The organism is Roseibium sp. M-1 (genome assembly GCF_054515675.1).
The window spans coordinates 5,587,342-5,604,968 of record NZ_CM137257.1; the positions used below are offsets into that span (position 1 = coordinate 5,587,342).

The 17,627-nt window shown below is 60.8% G+C and carries 8 protein-coding genes and 1 tRNA gene; 4 read left to right on the forward strand and 5 right to left on the reverse strand.

Annotated elements, in window-relative coordinates; all coding sequences use genetic code 11:
* Positions 1-79 precede the first annotated feature (79 nt).
* Positions 80-2,356 (forward strand): hypothetical protein, encoded by a 2,277-nt coding sequence (locus tag ACX3M4_RS25220; protein WP_459355728.1) that lies wholly within the window; start codon positions 80-82, stop codon positions 2,354-2,356.
* A 123-nt stretch (positions 2,357-2,479) separates the two neighbouring features.
* On the opposite strand, the gene ACX3M4_RS25225 is transcribed toward ACX3M4_RS25220, so the two are convergent.
* From ACX3M4_RS25225 to ACX3M4_RS25235, 3 genes are all read right to left on the reverse strand, one after another.
* Entirely contained in the window at positions 2,480-3,511 is a 1,032-nt protein-coding gene (locus tag ACX3M4_RS25225; protein ID WP_459355729.1) for a hypothetical protein, read from the reverse strand.
* A 77-nt stretch (positions 3,512-3,588) separates the two neighbouring features.
* Positions 3,589-4,311 (reverse strand): LytR/AlgR family response regulator transcription factor, encoded by a 723-nt coding sequence (locus tag ACX3M4_RS25230; RefSeq protein WP_459355730.1) that lies wholly within the window; start codon positions 4,309-4,311, stop codon positions 3,589-3,591.
* Complete coding sequence (locus ACX3M4_RS25235; RefSeq protein WP_459355731.1) at positions 4,299-5,411, reverse strand: sensor histidine kinase; 1,113 nt, start codon at positions 5,409-5,411, stop codon at positions 4,299-4,301. Before ACX3M4_RS25235 ends, ACX3M4_RS25230 begins: the two co-directional genes overlap by 13 nt.
* Positions 5,412-5,943: 532 nt before the next feature.
* Here ACX3M4_RS25235 and ACX3M4_RS25240 point away from each other — a divergent pair.
* Positions 5,944-12,633: an autotransporter outer membrane beta-barrel domain-containing protein gene (locus ACX3M4_RS25240; RefSeq protein WP_459355732.1), complete on the forward strand. Its 6,690-nt coding sequence runs from the start codon at positions 5,944-5,946 to the stop codon at positions 12,631-12,633.
* A gap of 194 nt (positions 12,634-12,827) precedes the next feature.
* Here ACX3M4_RS25240 and ACX3M4_RS25245 read toward each other — a convergent pair.
* Together ACX3M4_RS25245 and mnmA are read right to left on the reverse strand one after the other, a co-directional pair.
* Positions 12,828-12,904 (reverse strand) — tRNA-Met (locus tag ACX3M4_RS25245).
* Positions 12,905-13,017: 113 nt separating this feature from the next.
* Entirely contained in the window at positions 13,018-14,199 is a 1,182-nt protein-coding gene (mnmA, locus tag ACX3M4_RS25250; RefSeq protein WP_459355733.1) for a tRNA 2-thiouridine(34) synthase MnmA, read from the reverse strand.
* A gap of 299 nt (positions 14,200-14,498) precedes the next feature.
* Here mnmA and ACX3M4_RS25255 point away from each other — a divergent pair, with 299 nt between their 5' ends.
* Entirely contained in the window at positions 14,499-16,853 is a 2,355-nt protein-coding gene (locus ACX3M4_RS25255) for a flagellar hook-length control protein FliK (protein WP_459355734.1), read from the forward strand.
* 30 nt (positions 16,854-16,883) lie between these two features.
* Entirely contained in the window at positions 16,884-17,543 is a 660-nt protein-coding gene (locus ACX3M4_RS25260) for a flagellar hook assembly protein FlgD (protein WP_459355735.1), read from the forward strand.
* Positions 17,544-17,627: the final 84 nt, after the last annotated feature.

Sequence of the window (17,627 nt, forward strand, 5' to 3'; positions counted from 1 at the left end):
AGAACCTCCCGGAAAGCATGTCTGACGCTCGAACCGGATCGCAAAGACGGGGATTTTTGAAAGCCGTTCCAAAAAGAAGATGGCGCATTCGTTTGATCGCAGCGAAAACCGGACCAGAACCGTTGATGCGGCGGTTGTGCTTGAGGTGCTGCGGAGAATGATGCTCGAACGCATGCGCAAAAGCGTTGGCTCGCTGCCTCAGGGACAAACCGAGGCTATCGCTTTCGGTTGCCTGGGGCTTCTTCATCTCGGCTACATTTTTTTCGTGTCGGCACCATTGATCCAGCCGGATGAAGCCGGCCATTTGCTCAAAGCCGCCGCGTTGGCCGGCTACAGCACCCACGCTCCCAGCAAGTATGGGATAGGGTTTCCCGTTCTCATTTCACCGCTTTTCATGGTTTTCAGTGAGCCGGCAACGATTTTCCGGTTTGTGCTGGCCGTCAACGCCGCATTCGCAACATTGACGTCCTGGCTGGTCTACAGACTTTTGATCCTCTGGCAGGGGAAGGCAGGGGATTGGCGTTTGCCGCTGATGGTGGCGATCACGGCTTCCCTTTATCCCGCCAGCTTTGCCTATACGACGTCCGCGCAGGCAGAAACACTCCTTGCCACAGTCATTGCGGGCCTGATGCTGACGAACTTTCGCCTCGCGATTTCCGACGGGAAGGCCCGTTTGCCGCTCATCGTCTCCGCGATTTTGACGGGAGCGATTGCTTTCGTTCACTTGCGCGGTTTTCCAACGGCCATTCTCTCCGCGGCCTTTGTCGCGTTTTTCCTGATCCATCGCGGCCGGTTCCATGGTTTGGCAGCCTGGATTGTTATCGCGGCAAGTCTTGTGGCCTGCGGGCGATGGCTGTCCCGCACGATCCAGGAGCGCCTGACGCTGGAGAGCCTCTCGGGTATTTCCGTCTACCGGCCTGAAGACTTCGGCTACGATCAAGAAATGTCGGCCAAGTTTTTCGGTTTCTCCAGCTACGAAGGGCTTCTGGCCGATATCGGCCGGGTGTTTATCAGCGGCGCTGGGCAATTGAGTTATCTGGTCGCGGCGACCCTTGGCCTGTTTGCGATCGGGGTCTGGGCCATAACCAGGCGCGTGGCGCATGACCGCTCGGTTCCGCACCGGGCATTCGGCGTTTTCGCGTTGATTGTACTGGTCGCGAACCTGGCCATGTCCGCAGTATGGCTCTCTCAGGAAAACGGGATCGACCACGTCATCTACGGTCGCTTCAATGAAGCAGTGTTGCCGATCTTTCTGGCGATCGGCTTGCTTGAAGCCAACCGTTCGAACGTTCGGGTTGCGATCGCAGCATTCGTGACTTCGGTGATCTTCCTGGTTCTGCTCCTGACCGGACTAAACGATGCCGGGTTTCATCAGGCCAACCTGCACAACATCATGGCGCTCTACTGGCTGATGGCGCCATTCGACGGCCTCAAAAGTGCAATTCTGCTCAAGGCCTCCCTCTGCGTCGCAGCCGTTTTTCTGCTCGGCTGGCGTCGCTGGTGGGGGATCTTGCTGGTCCTGGCCTGTTTCGGAATACAGTCGCTTTCCGTCGGAACAGGTTTTTTGGAACCCTCGTCTGAGGGCCGCAGTGTCCAGAGGCGCGTTGCCGAATATATTCAGGAAAATATCAAGCCCGGAACGTGTATAACCCAGCAACTGACTTCCGATATTTTCTCAAATTCCTATGATTCTCCCTGGGCGCACTGGAATACGAGATTTTTCCTGTATGCCTATCAGTTGCGAGAAGAAGAGGATGTTCCATCCGGTCATCCCTGCGGTGAATGGGTGATCAGTGCCGTTCCTCAATTTCAAAGCCTTCATCCCGAAGCCGTATTGGTTCATCGGGAGCCGGGGCATCCGCAGCGGCTCTGGTATCTGGGGCCGGACGCCGGTTCTCTCGTTTTCCCGAATGCCTTGGCGGCTGGAGAGCATGTCGATTTTTCCAGTCAGGGAAGGGGTGTGGATCTGCTTGCCTCCGGCTGGAGCTCGGTGGAAGGCTGGGGTGTCTGGATGCTCGGGCCGCACAGCTCCTTGGAGTTCAGGGTGCCGGCTGGATCAGCGGGGCTGTGCCATTTCAAGCTTCGCGGAAAATGGTTCCTGAATGAGCGACGGACGGAAGGAAGCGTCCATCTGAGGCTGGGACAGGGGCAGGACCGAAGGTTCGACGGCGATCTTCAGAACCCGCTTTTTGAGTGGTCCCTCGATATTCCTTCTGACGAGATCGACGAAGATCGCATCACACTCGAAATTACCGCGGAAAATCCGCAATCCATGCAAGACCTCGGCCTGAGCAACGATAACCGTCCCTTGAGCATGGGATTGACCGATCTCTATTTCGAGGGCTGTGGATCCTAGTTGTTTGATCCCAGGCTTTGATGGTCGCGGAGGAGTACCTCGGCCCCCGACACGCGGATTATGAAACCACTGGCTTGCCCGGTTGAGAGGAAGGACCATGGTCCTCGGGCTGCGGTCTCTGCATCAGTCGTTCCCGGGATCGGTCATAAGCTTCCAGATGCGGTGTGCTCTTTTAACGGCGTCCTCTGCACGCCTTGGGGCGCTGTTTCTGTCAATTTGCTGAAAGTAGGCGCTTACCAGCACGTTGTCGGTCAGCTTGTAGTGAAACTTGCAGTAAGACTTTGCCTTTTCATCGCATTGCAAAGAGACCTTCTCGCGGTCTTTGATGTTGATCTGGCCAGCCAGCACATCCTGATCGGCACCCTGCCAGCCCCGGATGTTTTCTGGCCTGGTCTCCCGGTATTCGAACACCATGTGGTACTCCGGCATGATTTCGCACCAGGCCTTGGCGAAGGAGTCACTCCTGCGTTCGCACCAGAGCCGTGGATCGCTGGTTTTCAGGCAGTCGCTTTTCATTGGCTGGTTGCAGCGCAGAAAACGCGACAGCTGCCTGACTTCCAACGACAGAAGTCTTGGTGGAGCTCGATGAAGTGACGTGGACCCAAGTTCAGGCGCATCATCGGCGTTAAAGAATGTATGGCAATTTTTTTCATAGCCAACTTGCTCGTCGAAGCAGGTATGGCGGATGGAGAGTCTTGGATGGATGGGGAGCCTTATTCGCTGACTATCAAATGTTGCCTCCAGATTTTTCATCTGAAACGCCAGTAACTTCGTTTGGAGCGCTTGTTGATGCTGAAACCACGTGAGTTCCAGAAAAGCCAGCAAGGCGATGGGGGAACAGCCCGCGAGGATGACGGCAAGGGCAAACACGGCTCGAAATCGCCGCATCCACGTCAGGGCGGTTGCCAAGACCCTCCCAAGTCCGAAGGCGAAGAGAGGGGCAGCCACCATCAGGGCGATAAACAGATAGGCGGCTCCGATAAAGTTGTACGCTGCGTTTGCAATGACCGAACCCAGCAACAGAATTACTGCCGCGATCAACAGCGGCCGCAACCCTGCAATTTTTTGTCCTTCTTTCAAATGACGGCTTCGATAGAGCGTCACGGACAAGGTCAGAAGATAAATCGCAAGGATGATGTAGAGAGGGATGAGCATTTCAGTTATCGGACCAGCTGTTTGCAGGCCTAGCGTGCCCCATTCTTCACACTGTCTACTGCTCGGCAGGCTACACGCTAATTCTTCGACCAAACGCGCAGCCGCCGAGCGGCGGACCGGCCGACAATCACCGGCTTGGCTTGGCCGCTTAGTGAAACTGCCTGTTTACCCCCGGCAGCGTGTCTGATGGACTCGATGACGGAGCGATTCATGATAATCGAACGGGAAATGCGCACGAGTTCGCTATGCTCGATTTCGACCTCGAGCTGGCCTAATCGCCGGCTCACGAGTATGTCCCGGCCGCGAGCCAGATATACGCGCGTGTAGTCCCCCTCCGCTTGCAGCATTGCAATCTCATTGGGCGAAAAGAACTGCATGGCGCCGTCCACTCGAAGTGCGACCCGTCCTTCGGTGGCACCAGGGTCTACCGTACGCCGGTTCCGTTGTCGCGCCAGAAGGCGATCGATTGCCCGCTCAAGGCGTTCGGGCACCACCGGCTTCAGCAAATAGTCCACCGCACCATGGTCGAAGGCGCGCACGGCATGATTTGCATGTGCAGTAACGAAAACAATATCGCGCAAGCTCTCGTCCGCACGCAACACGGCAAAGCCATCAGGCTGACCCAGCCCCAGGTTAATGTCCAGAAAAGCCGCATCCGGAGCAAGTGTTTCCAGCATTGTTTTGGCTTCTGCCATGGAGGCGCCCGTGCCAACTACTTCGACAGCCTCGTGGGCGTTGCACATTCGGCTCAGGAGGCGCCGAGCCGGCGGCTCATCGTCAACGACAATTACGCGAAGCATGGCTCACCCCTGAGCGAAAGCTCGGCAACAACGTCGTCTCCTTCCTGGCGCAAATGAAATAGGTGACGGTTCGGGAAATGCAGATCGAGGCGGCGCTGCAAATTTGAGAGGCCGATGCCCATGTCGGCCTTACCCGGGATCAATTGACCGGCGTTTCGCACCCGAAGCAACAAGCCCTTATTGTCCCTGTCCGCCGCAACACGGAGGTTCAGGTCCGATGTGTTGCCGTGCTTGAAAGCATTCTCAACCAATAGCTGGAGGGTCCATCGGGGCAACAGGTGTTGTGCAGCAAAAGGAGAGACATCGACGCCCATCAGAAATGGCACTTCGAAGCGGCCTTCCTGGATCCTGAGATATGTGCGCAAACTGTCGATCTCTTCGGCCAGAGAACAGACGGGGCGCTGATGCTCCTCAAGATTATGGCGCAGGAAGGCAGCGGTGTTGCGGGTCATTTCCAGTGCGCCATCCGGGTTATGGTGGATCTCCGCTGCAATGGTGTTCAGTGTGTTGTAAAGAAAATGCGGGTCGAGTTGAGAACGCAGACGATGTAATTCAGCGCGTGTGGCATTGGTTTCCGCAAGGATCCGGCTGGTTTCGGCAGCGCGCGCTTTGCTCCAGGAAATCATCCAGGCATAGAGTGAAAACCAGCATACGAAGATTGCAAAATAATAAGTGGCAGGAATCGCGGCAACGCCCCCATCGCGCCAAGGCAGCGTCTTCTCGAAGGAGACGAGGATCCCTCCGCCGATCATCATCTGCACACCGGCGGCAAGGACGCAGAACATAAGGCCAAAGAGTGCGAAACGAGGGCTTATCTTGACGACCCCAATGCGGACAGCGGCCATATGGAAACCGGCTGTCATCAGGTAACCGAGCGGATCCAGCGTCAGCGTCATCTCTGCGGCGAGCAGCACGTCATTGTAGAGAACAACCCGCGCAAGGAACCCAACTGCAGCAAGGAAGATCCACGCAATCGTATGCGCTTTCAGGAGCGGTAATCCCATCTCCAGCAGCGCCGATCCAGTGTTGTCATTTACGCTTTCGTCTTCGGGCAACGGCAGGGTCAACTGGGCTTCGTCCAACAAGTTAGAACCGCGCATCAGTCGCTCCGTTTTCATGCCTGGCAGACAAAGAGGATCCGCAGTTTCACCCGCTGCGTACACGCCGGGCGAGGATGCGAGGTAATCACCCGGCAGTCAACAGAATGAGCGCTCGCCGGACGTCAAGATTGCGCTGAGAATGCTGTTTCATCGAGTGTTTTTGTCGATTCATCGATCAAAACTTGCAGTGCTTTCGAGCGAAATGAAATGGATTTCCCATTGAGGCTTCGCATGGCCGCAACAACGGCCTTTCGACTGAAGGGTGCTTTGGGAGTTCCATTGAATGATGTACCGCACGTTGACTGGTCGCCGTTTCCACACACACGACAAGCACAGCGGTGGCCTTCGCTCCCATACGGCCAAGCACGGATTTCTGGTCACAACATCTGTGCTCGCGCTTACGTATGCACTCCCTGGCCACGCAAATGATTGTACTTACCCTGTGCCCAGCTGGGGTGCGAGCTGCACCCTGGACCCAGGCACCACAAGCGGTGTCTCGATCGTCCAGTACGGCTTTCAGTCCGGCGACTCGATGACACTCGAAAACGACGCGACGCTCTCGCAAAATACTGACGCTGCCAGTTATAACCAAAACAGCAATGAGCTGTATCTCCAATTCTACGGGTTAAACGGAACTACCGACAATGGAGTAGACGGCGTTGTTGGGCCCCCGATCACGGTCATCAACAATGGTGACATCACAGCGATAGGCACCTCATCTCAGCAAAACACTGTCTCTGAAATCGCACCGATCGAGATCCACAGCATCGGCGGAAGCGGCGCGACACCGGATGATAACGCTACCGGAGGTTCGGGTGCCGACGGTGGCACCGTGACCATCACAAACAACGCCAGCATCATCATCGACCAATCCGCAACGCAGGACGTAAATGCTCAACTTCGCGGTATCCGCGCGCACAGCACCGGCGGCAATGGCGGCGACGAAAACCCAAGTCTGGTGTTCGGTGATCAGTACGGTGGTCCGGCAGGTGGCGGTAGCGCGGTCTCGGTGACGAATTCGGCTAGCGGGACCATCGCATTCGGCAGCGATGGCGCACCAGTATCTGGTGAAAACCTGGGCCGCGCTGTCGAAGCCGTGAGCGAGGGCGGTACCGGTGGCGACGACAACGGTCCAGGTGGTCAGGGCGGATCAGTCACCATAACCAACCACGGCACCGTCAATGTCTTTTACAGCGAGCGTGCAACCGGCTCCAGCGGCGTTGCAGGTCTTTATGCCCGCAGTCAGGGCGGCGACGGAACGGATTCGGAGGATGATAGCGACGATGGCGGTGCAGGAGCATCGTCCGGGTCGATCAATATCTTCAACGATGGCACAGTCCGTGTGGATACCTCGGCCTCGGCAAACCAGATCCAGGGCGAGTCGGCGGCTATCCTTGCCATATCTCTCGGGGGGGCTGGGGGAGAGTCGTCCGACAAGGCTACCGGCGGCGCCGGTGGCGCGGCCGGAACTGTCACTGCCAATCCTTCCGGCACGATCGTGACCGATGGCGACGGCGTAGCGGGGCTGATAGCACGCTCCGAGGGCGGTGCGGGTGGCAACGGCAACGGCAATTCGGATTCGACCGGTGGGCGCGGCGGTGCCGGCGGTGACATCCAGGTGAACCTTGGCGGCTCGGTCACGACTTCGGGAGACGAAGCCTATGGCGTCATGGGCCAATCCATCGGCGCGCTCGGTGGAGGCAATGCCGGAACCGGCGGTCTTGGGGGCAACGGAGGTTACCTCGGCTTTTACAGCGGTTCGGGGTCGGTGACCACGACCGGCGACTTTGCTTCCGGCATCACTCTGCACTCAGTGGGCGGCGGCGGCGGGACAGGCGATAATTTCACGGGCGTGCTGGCAGGTTCCGGCGGAAACGGAGGCAATGGCGGTGATGCCGGAAAGGTGGAAATCACATCCGGCACCGCAGTCACCACGAGCGGTGACTACGCGGCGGGCGTTATCGCACAGTCCATTGGAGGATCCGGCGGCACAGGCGGAATTGGAGCCGGACTGTTACTGGGGCTCGGCGGTGACGGCGGTGCCGGCGGTTCGGCTGGAGAGGCGATTGTAAACAACACGGGCGTTATCGTGACGCAGGGCTACGGCTCCAACGGCATCATCGTCCAGTCGTTGAGCGGTGGCGGCGGCGTGGCCGGCGTCAACGGCGGCGTATTGTCCATTGGCGGCCAGGCGGGCGCCGGCTCCAACGGCGCCCGTGCTTACGCTACCAACAATGGCAATGTAACAACCAGCGGGGATGCCTCGATAGGGATCGTTGCCCAGTCCATCGGCGGAGGCGGCGGTTCGGCGGCTGGCACCGCAGGGATTTTTGTCGTCGGCGGTTCAGGGTCCGCGGGCGGCAATGGAGGCGAAGTTGAGGTCTATCATGTCGGTGGTGCGCTAAGCACTTCTGGCGAATTTTCTCATGGCATCACCGCGCAATCCATCGGCGGGGGCGGCGGCAATGGCGGTAGCGTGTTGGACCTTTCGGTCGGTGACCTTGGCCGTGGCGGTGTCGGCGGCTCTGGCAGTGCCGGGGGCAATGGCGGGTCCGTGTGTGTCGCCAATTTCTACGACACCGAATCCGGGTGCCCGAATGCACCCAGCGATGACGGATCGAAGGCAGCGGCGAACAGCCCGGCGAGTATCCTGACGACTGGAGATTTTGCAGTGGGCGCCATGGCTCAATCTGTCGGTGGAGGCGGCGGCAACGGTGGCTCGGCAACAGGCGTGGACATCGCAACGGTCACCAATATCCAGGTGGGCGCTTCCGGGAGCGCAGGTGGCAATGGCGGCGATACCCGGCTCTCGTTCGATGCGTTTAGTGTCGAAACGCGAGGCAACAACGCCACAGGTTTGCTTAATCAGTCTATTGGTGGCGGCGGCGGCAATGGAGGCAATGCACTTGCAGTGAACGTCTTGTCACTTCTTCCAGTGCAACTCGGCGGCAACTCTGGCGTCGGTGGGTCCGGAGACAGCGCAACAACCAGACTAAATCGCACACTTGTAAAAACACTCGGAGCGAATGCGGCGGCCGTTGTCAACCAGTCGATTGGTGGCGGTGGCGGTACCGGGGGATCAGCATCGGGATATGATGGCAGCGTCGGGATCAGCATCGAGACCGCCGTTGGCGGCAGCGGTGGACCTGGTGGTAACGGTGGGACTTCCGAGATCCTGCTGGACGAGGGTACCATTATCGCGACAGGTATCTATCAAGGGTCTGATGGTACGGCCGCCAATCCGTCCGCGACAGACTCTCACGGCGTGATTGCCCAATCCATCGGCGGCGGTGGCGGTACCGGTGGCACAGCGACGGCGGATGCCTTTACCCTGGCAGCTCCGACCGGTGAAGATGTTTCCTTTGCCGTTACGATTTCCACCGCAGTAGGTGGGTCTGGTGGCGTCGGTGGCAACGGCGACAATGTCAGCGTCGGCCTCGATCAAGCCCCGGAAATTACGACAGGCGGTGACGGTGCGTTCGGTATCCTGGCACAATCCATCGGCGGCGGCGGCGGAGATGGCGGCGGCTCGTCCTCCCTCGCAGACACCATTGGCGATGCCGATACGATTTCGGTCGATGTCTCTACCAGTATCGGTGGCACCGGCGGTTCCGGCGGGAATTCCGATGTGGTTATTGTTGGCCTCGATACTGACTCCCGCGTCCAAACCTATGGAGACCACGCCAACGCAATTGTTGCGCAAACCATTAGTGGCGGCGGCGGCAATGGCGGTGTCGGCAGTTCCAGCAGCAACAAAATCGGTGGCGGCTTCAATGCCACGGTGAATATCGGTCTTGGCGGCACAGGTGGAACGTCAGGTTCCAACGATAACGCCACCGTCGATCTCGACACAGGGTCGATCGTATTAACCTACGGCGCAAACTCACATGGAGTGGTGGCGCAGGCCATCACCGGCGGTGGCGGCACCAGCCAGGGAGGGAACATCGGTCTGTCGGCCTCCGGGGAGACCGGCGGCGAAGACGACGACGAGTCGTCGGATCTTTCCGCCACAGTTTCCGTCAACGTGGGCAGCACCGGAGGCAACAGCACGACCGCAGGAACTGCTGCAGTTGCCGCCCTGGGTTGGGTTACCACAACTGGAGGAGATTCGGACGGTATCGTTATTCAATCCATCGGCGGCTCCGGTGGAATCGGTGGCTCGGCCGGTAGCGACGCCGGCGATGATGGCGACGGGGACGAGAATGAAGGCGGATTCTCCGGCGGTGACGAAGAGACAAGCTACACGCTCACGGCTTCCGTCGGCGGCACGGGCGGCACTGGCGGGAATGGCGGCGGCGCCGTCCTTACCTTCGCTGGCAGCGTAAGCACGCAGGGCGATTGGGCCGATGGCATCGTAATGCAATCTATTGGTGGCGGTGGCGGCACGGCCGGGACCGCCGTCGCTGCCGGTAGCGATGCCACCGCCTCTCTCGATCTCGCAGTGGGCGGCACAGGCGGCACGGGCGGAAACGGCGGTACGGTTGACTTAGACCTTACCGGCTCAGGTGCTTCGGTCGCAACACGGGGCTATGGCGCGCACGGCGTGCTGCTCCAGAGCATTGGCGGTGGGGGTGGCCACGGCGCGGACGGTTCCGATTCTGCCGATGCCCAGATTGCCGTCGGTGGCGGTATCGGTGGTAGCGGAGGTGCGTCCGGCAACGGCGGCGCGGTTTCCGTGAGTGGCGATTGGCTGTCGGCCAGCACGCAGGGCGATGATGCGTTTGCTCTTATCGCCCAATCCATTGGCGGTGGCGGCGGCACCGGTGGCGCCGGCAGCAGCGAAGCGTCGGACAACGACGATAGCCACAATCTGAGGCTGTCCTTGGGTGGCAACGGCGGAGACAGCGGCAATGGCGGCACGGTCACTATCGACACCGGCGTAACCATTAAAACTATTGGCGACCGCGCCTACGGCATCCTGGCTCAATCCATTGGCGGTGGTGGTGGCGTATCGGGCAGTGCTGACGGCGGCAGTATCAGTAGCCTGTCTCTCAACGGCACTGATGGCACGACAGGCAATGGCGCGGAGGTGTCGGTGACCCTGGACTCAGGATCCACAGTTACCACCACAGGACGCGGAGCGCATGCCGTCATCGCACAGTCGATTGGCGGTGGTGGCGGCTTGATGGGTGATATCAGCAGGGCGTTCAACAACGGTTCAATCGGAGTAAGAGACGGCGATGGTACCGGTGGCACTATCTATGTGGACGTCGATGCGGACATCACCACATCCGGCGATGGCGCCTTCGGAATTCTGGCGCAGTCCGTCGGCGGCGGTGGCGGTCTCGCCGGAGACAGCAACGGTGTTTTCGCTGGCAGCAGCGCGACTTCGCCTGCGGGTGGCGACGGCACCGGCAGCGGCGGAGCCGTTACAGTCGTCCAGTCCGGTACTATATCGGCGGGCGGTGAAGGCTCGATCGGCATTTACGCCCAAAGCGCAGGCTATGCGAACACGCAGGCCATCAGTGTTCAGACAAACGGAACCGTAACGGGGGGAACCGGATCGAACGGCACGGCGGTCCTCACATCGGGGGGCACGACGGACAACACGGTTGAGGTGACCGAAGGTGCGCTCGTTCTTGCGGGCAGCGGCGGCGACGCAATTCGACATGAAACGCTCGATGACGGAGGCGTCTCTGGAGAGAGTACCCTGCTGGTGGACAACAGCGGCGTCATCGATGGATCCATCAGACTACACGCGGACGACGACCCGGTTGCGGGACTGATCCAAAACAACACCGGTGGCATGCTTCGGGGCGCAACTGTCTATACCGGTTCGTTGACCAACGCCGGGACTGTGGAAATCGGCGATCGGGGCAACAATGGCACCACACGGCTCTCCGGAGATTTCACTCAGAGCGAAATCGGCACCTTGCAGGTAGGTGTCGACTTTGCCGGCGCCCGCAGCGACATATTTTCGATTGAAGGCGACGCGGCATTTTCCGGACAACTTTCGGTGGATGCCGGCACACTGGCACCTAATGTTGAGCTCGAAGTTGTGAATGTCGCCGGGACGCTCAACGGCTCGCTGGAAGCCGCAGACACCGCTGCTGTCGACTACAGTCTCCGCACCGAAGGCAGCACCGTGAAGGTATCTGTGGCAGACACCCGCTTTGAAAGAGCGTTCAGCGTATTCAGCCGAAATCAACAAAATATGGGCGCTCACCTGGATGCCATCTTCGACGCCGGGAGTGGTCCTTATGGAGGGTTGCTCGCAGATTTTGATCGCTTGGCGAAGGACGACGCCAGCGGTCAGTCTTTTGCAAATGCTCTGTCCGCTCTTGCACCTGGAGGGTCGCAGGCAGCAGCAGCTGCACAGGCTCAACTGGCCTCGGGCCGCCTCGGTAAAGTTTTGAGCTGCCCAGTGTTTGCCGGGGACACGGCGATCCTTGAGGAAGAATCCTGCTCCTGGAGCAAAGTCGGCGCTGCAACGGTCGATCAGGGCGGCAGCCCCGGCTATGATGGCAATGTCTTCGCCATCGCTGCCGGCGGTCAATACGAGGTTCGTCCCGATTGGTTCGTTGGCTTTGCTGCCGGTTACGAGAATTCCTCCTATGACGGTGATGACGGTTTGTCCAACGTCGAAGGTGACACCGGCTTCGTTGCTGCGGCATTGAAACGGCAATGGCAAGGGTGGTTGCTGTCGGGTGCGGTGTCGGGAAGCTACGGGGTCTTCGACACCAAGCGCTTGATCGATCTGCCAAGTTTCAATGGTGTCGCCCGCGGCGATATGGACGTGACGACGGTTGCCGGCCGCATCCGCGCCGCCTACACCATCGGCAACGAAACGGCCTATGTGCGTCCGTACGTCGACCTTGACGTGATCAACACCTTTGCCAGCGGCTACAACGAAAGCGGTGCGGGGATTTATAATCTGCAGGTCGCCAGCGAGAGCCAGACCACGTTCGTGGCGACTCCAGCGCTGGAACTGGGTGCACGTTTGGCCCTCCAGAATGGCTGGGTGGCCCGCAGCTTTATCCGCGGCGGCGTGAGCTTTTCCACCGAGGACAGCTGGACCACCTCGGCGGCACTCAGTGAGGCGCCCGTGGGATCGGGGACATTCGAAAGCACGCTTGCGCTTGCCGACGTGGTTGGCCGTGTGTCGACCGGTGCGCAATTCACCCATACTTCCGGTTTTGATCTTACCGCAGAGTATGAAGGCGCCATCGGAAACGACTATTCAAGCCACAGTGGTGCACTTAAGTTTTCCTTCAGGTTCTAGGGTGTTTGATCCCGGGCTTCGATGGTGCAACTTTCTCGCATGAATGGAGGGAAGCGCTATGCGCCAAGAATTGGGTTCACCGCCCTGAACCTCGGCTCACTGCGGAAGATCGACGCCCTGTTCGGCGCCTTGTTGTATCCCATGTCTCCGGTACAAACTGTTACCTATGTCTCCGGATCGGACAGGGGGAATGTTGGTAGCGGAGGAGGGACTCGAACCCCCGACACGCGGATTATGATTCCGCTGCTCTAACCGGCTGAGCTACTCCGCCATCCGTGCGGTCCGGGCCTGGGCGGCCCGCGCGACGTGGGGTGCTTATAGTGAGGCGGCGGGCGGGCGTCAAGCGTTGAATCGGCGCCCGGCCGCATTCTTTTGAAGGCAGCTTCAGGCCGCGGAAACCGGGGCTTTGCCTTGTGGAAAATCGACCGCCCAGGTGCCTGTGCGCTCGGTCTTGTGGATCCAGCCGCCGCCCAGAACCCGTGCCGTGTCGTCGTCTGAATCGAAGAAAACGCAGGCCTGACCGGGGGCAACGCCGGTCTCGCCGTTGCCGAGATCGACAAAGGCCTTGCCGTTGAGGATGCGTAGGGTGGCCGGTGCCGGCGGACGGGTGGAGCGGACCTTGGCGAAAAGCTCGATCTCGTCGCCTTCGTCCAGCGGCTGGTCGCCGATCCAGTTCATTTCCCGAAGCAGGATGGAATGGGTCGCCAGCGCTTCGCGCGGGCCGACCACCACCCGGCGCTGGTCCGGATCCAGACGGACCACGTAGAGCGGTTCGCCGGTCGCAACGCCAAGGCCACGGCGCTGGCCGATGGTGTAATGGATGATGCCGTCGTGATCGCCCAGCACCCGGCCATCCATATGGACGATCTGACCGGGCTCGGCCGCATTGGGGCGCAGCTTGCGGATGACTTCCGCATAATCGCCGTTCGGCACGAAGCAGATATCCTGGCTGTCCGGCTTGGTGGCGACCGAAAGGCCGAATTCGGCCGCAAGCTCGCGCACCTTCGCCTTCGGCATGCCGCCGAGAGGGAAGCGGATGAAGTCGAGCTGGTCCTGCGTGGTGGCAAAGAGGAAATAGCTCTGGTCGCGGTCGAGATCGGCCGGGCGGTAGAGCGCACGCTTGTTGCCCTGCTGGTGCGAGCGCACGTAATGGCCGGTTGCCAGCGCGTCGGCACCAAGGTCCCTTGCCGTCTTCAGAAGGTCGGTGAACTTGACGGTCTGGTTGCAGGACACGCAGGGGATCGGCGTCTCGCCGGCAATATAGCTGTCGGCGAAGCGGTCCATGACCTGCTCCTTGAAGCGGCTTTCGTAATCCAGGACGTAATGGGGAATGCCGATCTTTTCCGCTGCGCGGCGGGCGTCGTGAATATCGACGCCGGCGCAGCAGGACTTGGCCTTCGAGACCATGGCACCGTGATCGTAAAGCTGCAGGGTGACGCCGATCACGTCATAACCTTCCGCCTTCATCAGGGCGGCGACGACCGAGCTGTCGACACCGCCCGACATGGCGACGACGACGCGCGTGTCTTCCGGGCGGCCGGGCAGATCCAGACTGTTTCGCATCAAGAAGTCTTCCAGAAATCTTCGGCCGATCGCACGGGCATTCCGCTCTGGCCGGACGCATACCCGATACGGGGTATCATCCCTGCCGACCGCGCCCAATGACACGGCGGCGATCTGAGGCCTATTCAAAGTTGGCGGCACTATACAGATAAGGCCCGGCAAAGCCAATTGCTTCCCCCGCATGGCAGGCACGCTTTGCCCGACCGGCAAAGCTTGCCGCCTAAAATGCGGGGGTGGCAATTGGTGCATACAAAGAAACATAACGATTTCAGTAGCTTGAATAAAATCTTCTGTTTGGCCCGATGTTTGCTTTCAACTTCGGTGACGCAGTGTGCCTGTTTCAGGCGGGCAAGGAACTGGGGGCAAATGTGCTGCCAATTGGACTGACAACGGATGTATCTGCCGCGGCCCTGGCCGCAGGTGCCGGTGGTGTTTCCGCAGGCGGGCTCGGGCTGCAACCCGCTGGACCGGGAGCCGGTTCTGCGGCGGCGGGTGCAAAGGGATCCGGATTTGCGAACGAACTGAAAGCTGTCGCCGGTCCGGGTGCAGCTCAGGAAGTGTCCGGTACAGGCAAGGGCGTTCCTGCAGCCGATGTGGGCGTGGAAGCGCTGGCTGCAGCGCCGCGGCCGTCTGTTCGTCCAGCCGTCGTGGACGGCGCGGCTGAAGTCGCAGTGCCGACGCAGCCAGACGGATTTCCGGTGCCGAAGGGCGACATTGTCACTGGCTCCAAGCAGGCTCGTCCTGCGACGAACGACACTGCCGGCATCCCCGAACCCAAATCGGCTGAAGGGCAGACAGGCGTACTGGCAGATGTTCCGGCGGGCGAACTGGCAGATGTTCCGGCCGAGACGGCCTTTGCTGCTGTCGTTCTGCCGTTTGAAGTGCTGCCGGCAGTCGTCACCTCACAAAGTGGTGAAGCTGTCGCCGCGGCCCTCCCTGGAGGCGGTGCTCTGCCTTCCGGTGGTGCCGTGCCCGCAGCAGTTCCGCCTGCAGCCTCGGGAGTTCCGGTAGGTGCAGGAGTGCCAGCAGCCACGGGAGCGCCGGCGACCCTGCCTGGCACAGCCGGAGAAACGGCGCCCTTGCCGTCCGGTGCAGGCGCTGGCGGTCAGGCCGAAGCCGGTGCAGCTGCAAATGGACAGAACACGGCAGCGGGTGCCGGTGCCCAGGTGTCTGGTGTTCAGGGCGCACAGGTAACGGGCGCTCAGGTAACGGGCGCAGCCGCGCCCGCGGCCGACGGTCCCCGGACGGTGCCTGTCGCCAAGGACCGGCGCTGGCAAAACGAACTGCCGCAGGAATTGCGGGCGCAAACCTATGTTCCGGCACGCAGCGCAGCCGCGGCGCCGGTTGCCGGTCAGCCCGCAGCAACGCGGCCGGATATCGGGACAGAAGGTCTGCGGATTGCCGACAGACTTCCTGCCCCCGTCCCCGGTAACGCCGCAACCGGCCCTGCTGCTGCAAACGTCGCGGGTGTGGCTGCCGCATCCTCCGGAAATGCCGAGGCTGTGACCGCCGCAGTGGCGGCCGGGTTCAGTGCAGCGAAGCCGGCGGTCGTTGCCGATGGGGGAGCTGCTCAGAACCAGGGCCAGGCCGGTGGACAGGACACCGTTTCAGGTGCCGCCGCACAGCCGGCCGCCTCCGCTTCGGTGCCGGCGGATGCACCCGCCGGGCAACCGTTGACCATGGCCGTTGTTGGCAAATCCGCAGATGCTGCCGGGGAGGCGGCGGCTTCAGCGGGCGCGAACGGCAAGTCCGCGCCGCTGACGGCCTCCGGAGCGCCTGCCCAGACGGTCACGGCGCAAGTGCCGGCCGAAAGCACAAGTCAGCTTCAGGTCCTTGCGCCGAGGCAGGAAGGCGCCGTGCCGGTTTCCGCGCTGCCTGAGGAACAGGCGAGTGCAGATGGTGCCGATGCTGGCGCCGTCACGGTCAAGTCCGGACTTCAGGACGACACCGGCCGGGCCGGCCAGTCGGCCCTGGAAAGGATCGGACTGGATAATTCCGACGGCGGTCAGGCACCGGCCGGCCGGCCGGCCAGCCCTGCCGTCGCCGCACCAATTGCGGCCGCAACTGCTGCGGCCGATGTGGCTGACGACGATGCGGATCTTGCCGTTACCAGGCTGACGCCGGGGGGAGCCGGTGAACTCGGCGCGGCCACCGTGCGCGGCGGCGACATGAGCGGGGCGGTGCGGACCGAAAGCCTGCAGACGCCGAACCAGACCCAGTCTGCCCATGTGTCGACCCAGGTTGCCGCGGAAATCGCCCGCAATCTGAAAAACGGCCAGACCCGCTTCCAGATGCGCTTCGATCCGCCGGAACTCGGCCGTGTCGAGGTTCACATGAAGGTCAACTCCGACGGCAGCGTGCATACGCACCTGATTGTCGACCGGCCGGAAACACTGGACATGTTCCTGCGTGACCAGCGCGGGCTGGAGCGGGCTCTGGAAAATGCCGGGCTGACAGCAGATTCCGAAAACATGCAGTTTTCCCTGAAGCAGGACGGCAACCGCGACTTCGCTTCGGGTAACGACCAGTCCGGCGTTCAGGCAGCAGGACAGGGTGGCAGCGGACCCGGGGAAGCGGATGAAGCCGATCCGGTGGCGGAGGATATCGTCAGGTTGACACTTGCGCGCCAGCGCGGCGGCCTGGACATGAAAGTCTAACGGGGCGCGTTCCGCTCCAGGAGTTTTAAGATGACGACGGTTTCTTCAACGTCCGGAACATCGACACAGACAAGCAGCTCCACCGGCTCGGCAGGGCTGATCGCGGACTACAATCTGTTCCTCCGAATTCTGACGACACAGATCCAGAACCAGGATCCGCTCGATCCGCTGGATTCTGCCGAATATACCAACCAGCTGGTGCAGTATTCGAATGTCGAGCAGTCGATCAAGCAGAACCAGAACCTGGAAGCAATCATCGCGACGCTGCAAAGCAGCACCAGCATGAATTATGTCAGCTATATCGGCAACGAAGTCACGGCGGATGCATCCACCACGACGCTGTCGGGCAGCAAGGCCAGCTGGAGCTACGAAGTTGCGGAGGATGCGACAGGCACCTTCGAGATCCGCAACTCAAGCGGGGCGGTGGTCTATAGCGGCGATGTCGAGCTGGACAAGGGCGACGGGACGTTCAACTGGAACGGCCAGACGGACAGCGGCCAGCAGGCGGTCAACGGCCTCTATACGATCTCCTTCAACGTGAAGGACGCGTCCAGCCGGCCGGAAACGGTCAAGACGACTGTCTCCGGCATTGTCGACAGCGTCGACTGGTCGAGCGGCGAGGCGGTGCTGAAGGTCGGAAGCCAGGAATTCCCGGTCAGCTCCGTCGTTTCGGTTGCTCGTCCGTCCTGACGGAAGCAAACCGGCTTGGCATTTGCCGTTTAACGCCCCGGAGTGTCTCCGGGGCGTTTGTTTTGGTTGGCTAACGCTGCCAGC

Coding starts and splice junctions, on each gene's coding strand:
- ACX3M4_RS25220 (WP_459355728.1), top strand. CDS start 80: ATGGCGCATTCGTTTGATCGCAGCGAAAACCGGACCAGAACCGTTGAT.
- ACX3M4_RS25225 (WP_459355729.1), bottom strand. CDS start 3,511: ATGCTCATCCCTCTCTACATCATCCTTGCGATTTATCTTCTGACCTTG.
- ACX3M4_RS25230 (WP_459355730.1), bottom strand. CDS start 4,311: ATGCTTCGCGTAATTGTCGTTGACGATGAGCCGCCGGCTCGGCGCCTC.
- ACX3M4_RS25235 (WP_459355731.1), bottom strand. CDS start 5,411: ATGCGCGGTTCTAACTTGTTGGACGAAGCCCAGTTGACCCTGCCGTTG.
- ACX3M4_RS25240 (WP_459355732.1), top strand. CDS start 5,944: ATGACACTCGAAAACGACGCGACGCTCTCGCAAAATACTGACGCTGCC.
- ACX3M4_RS25255 (WP_459355734.1), top strand. CDS start 14,499: ATGTTTGCTTTCAACTTCGGTGACGCAGTGTGCCTGTTTCAGGCGGGC.
- ACX3M4_RS25260 (WP_459355735.1), top strand. CDS start 16,884: ATGACGACGGTTTCTTCAACGTCCGGAACATCGACACAGACAAGCAGC.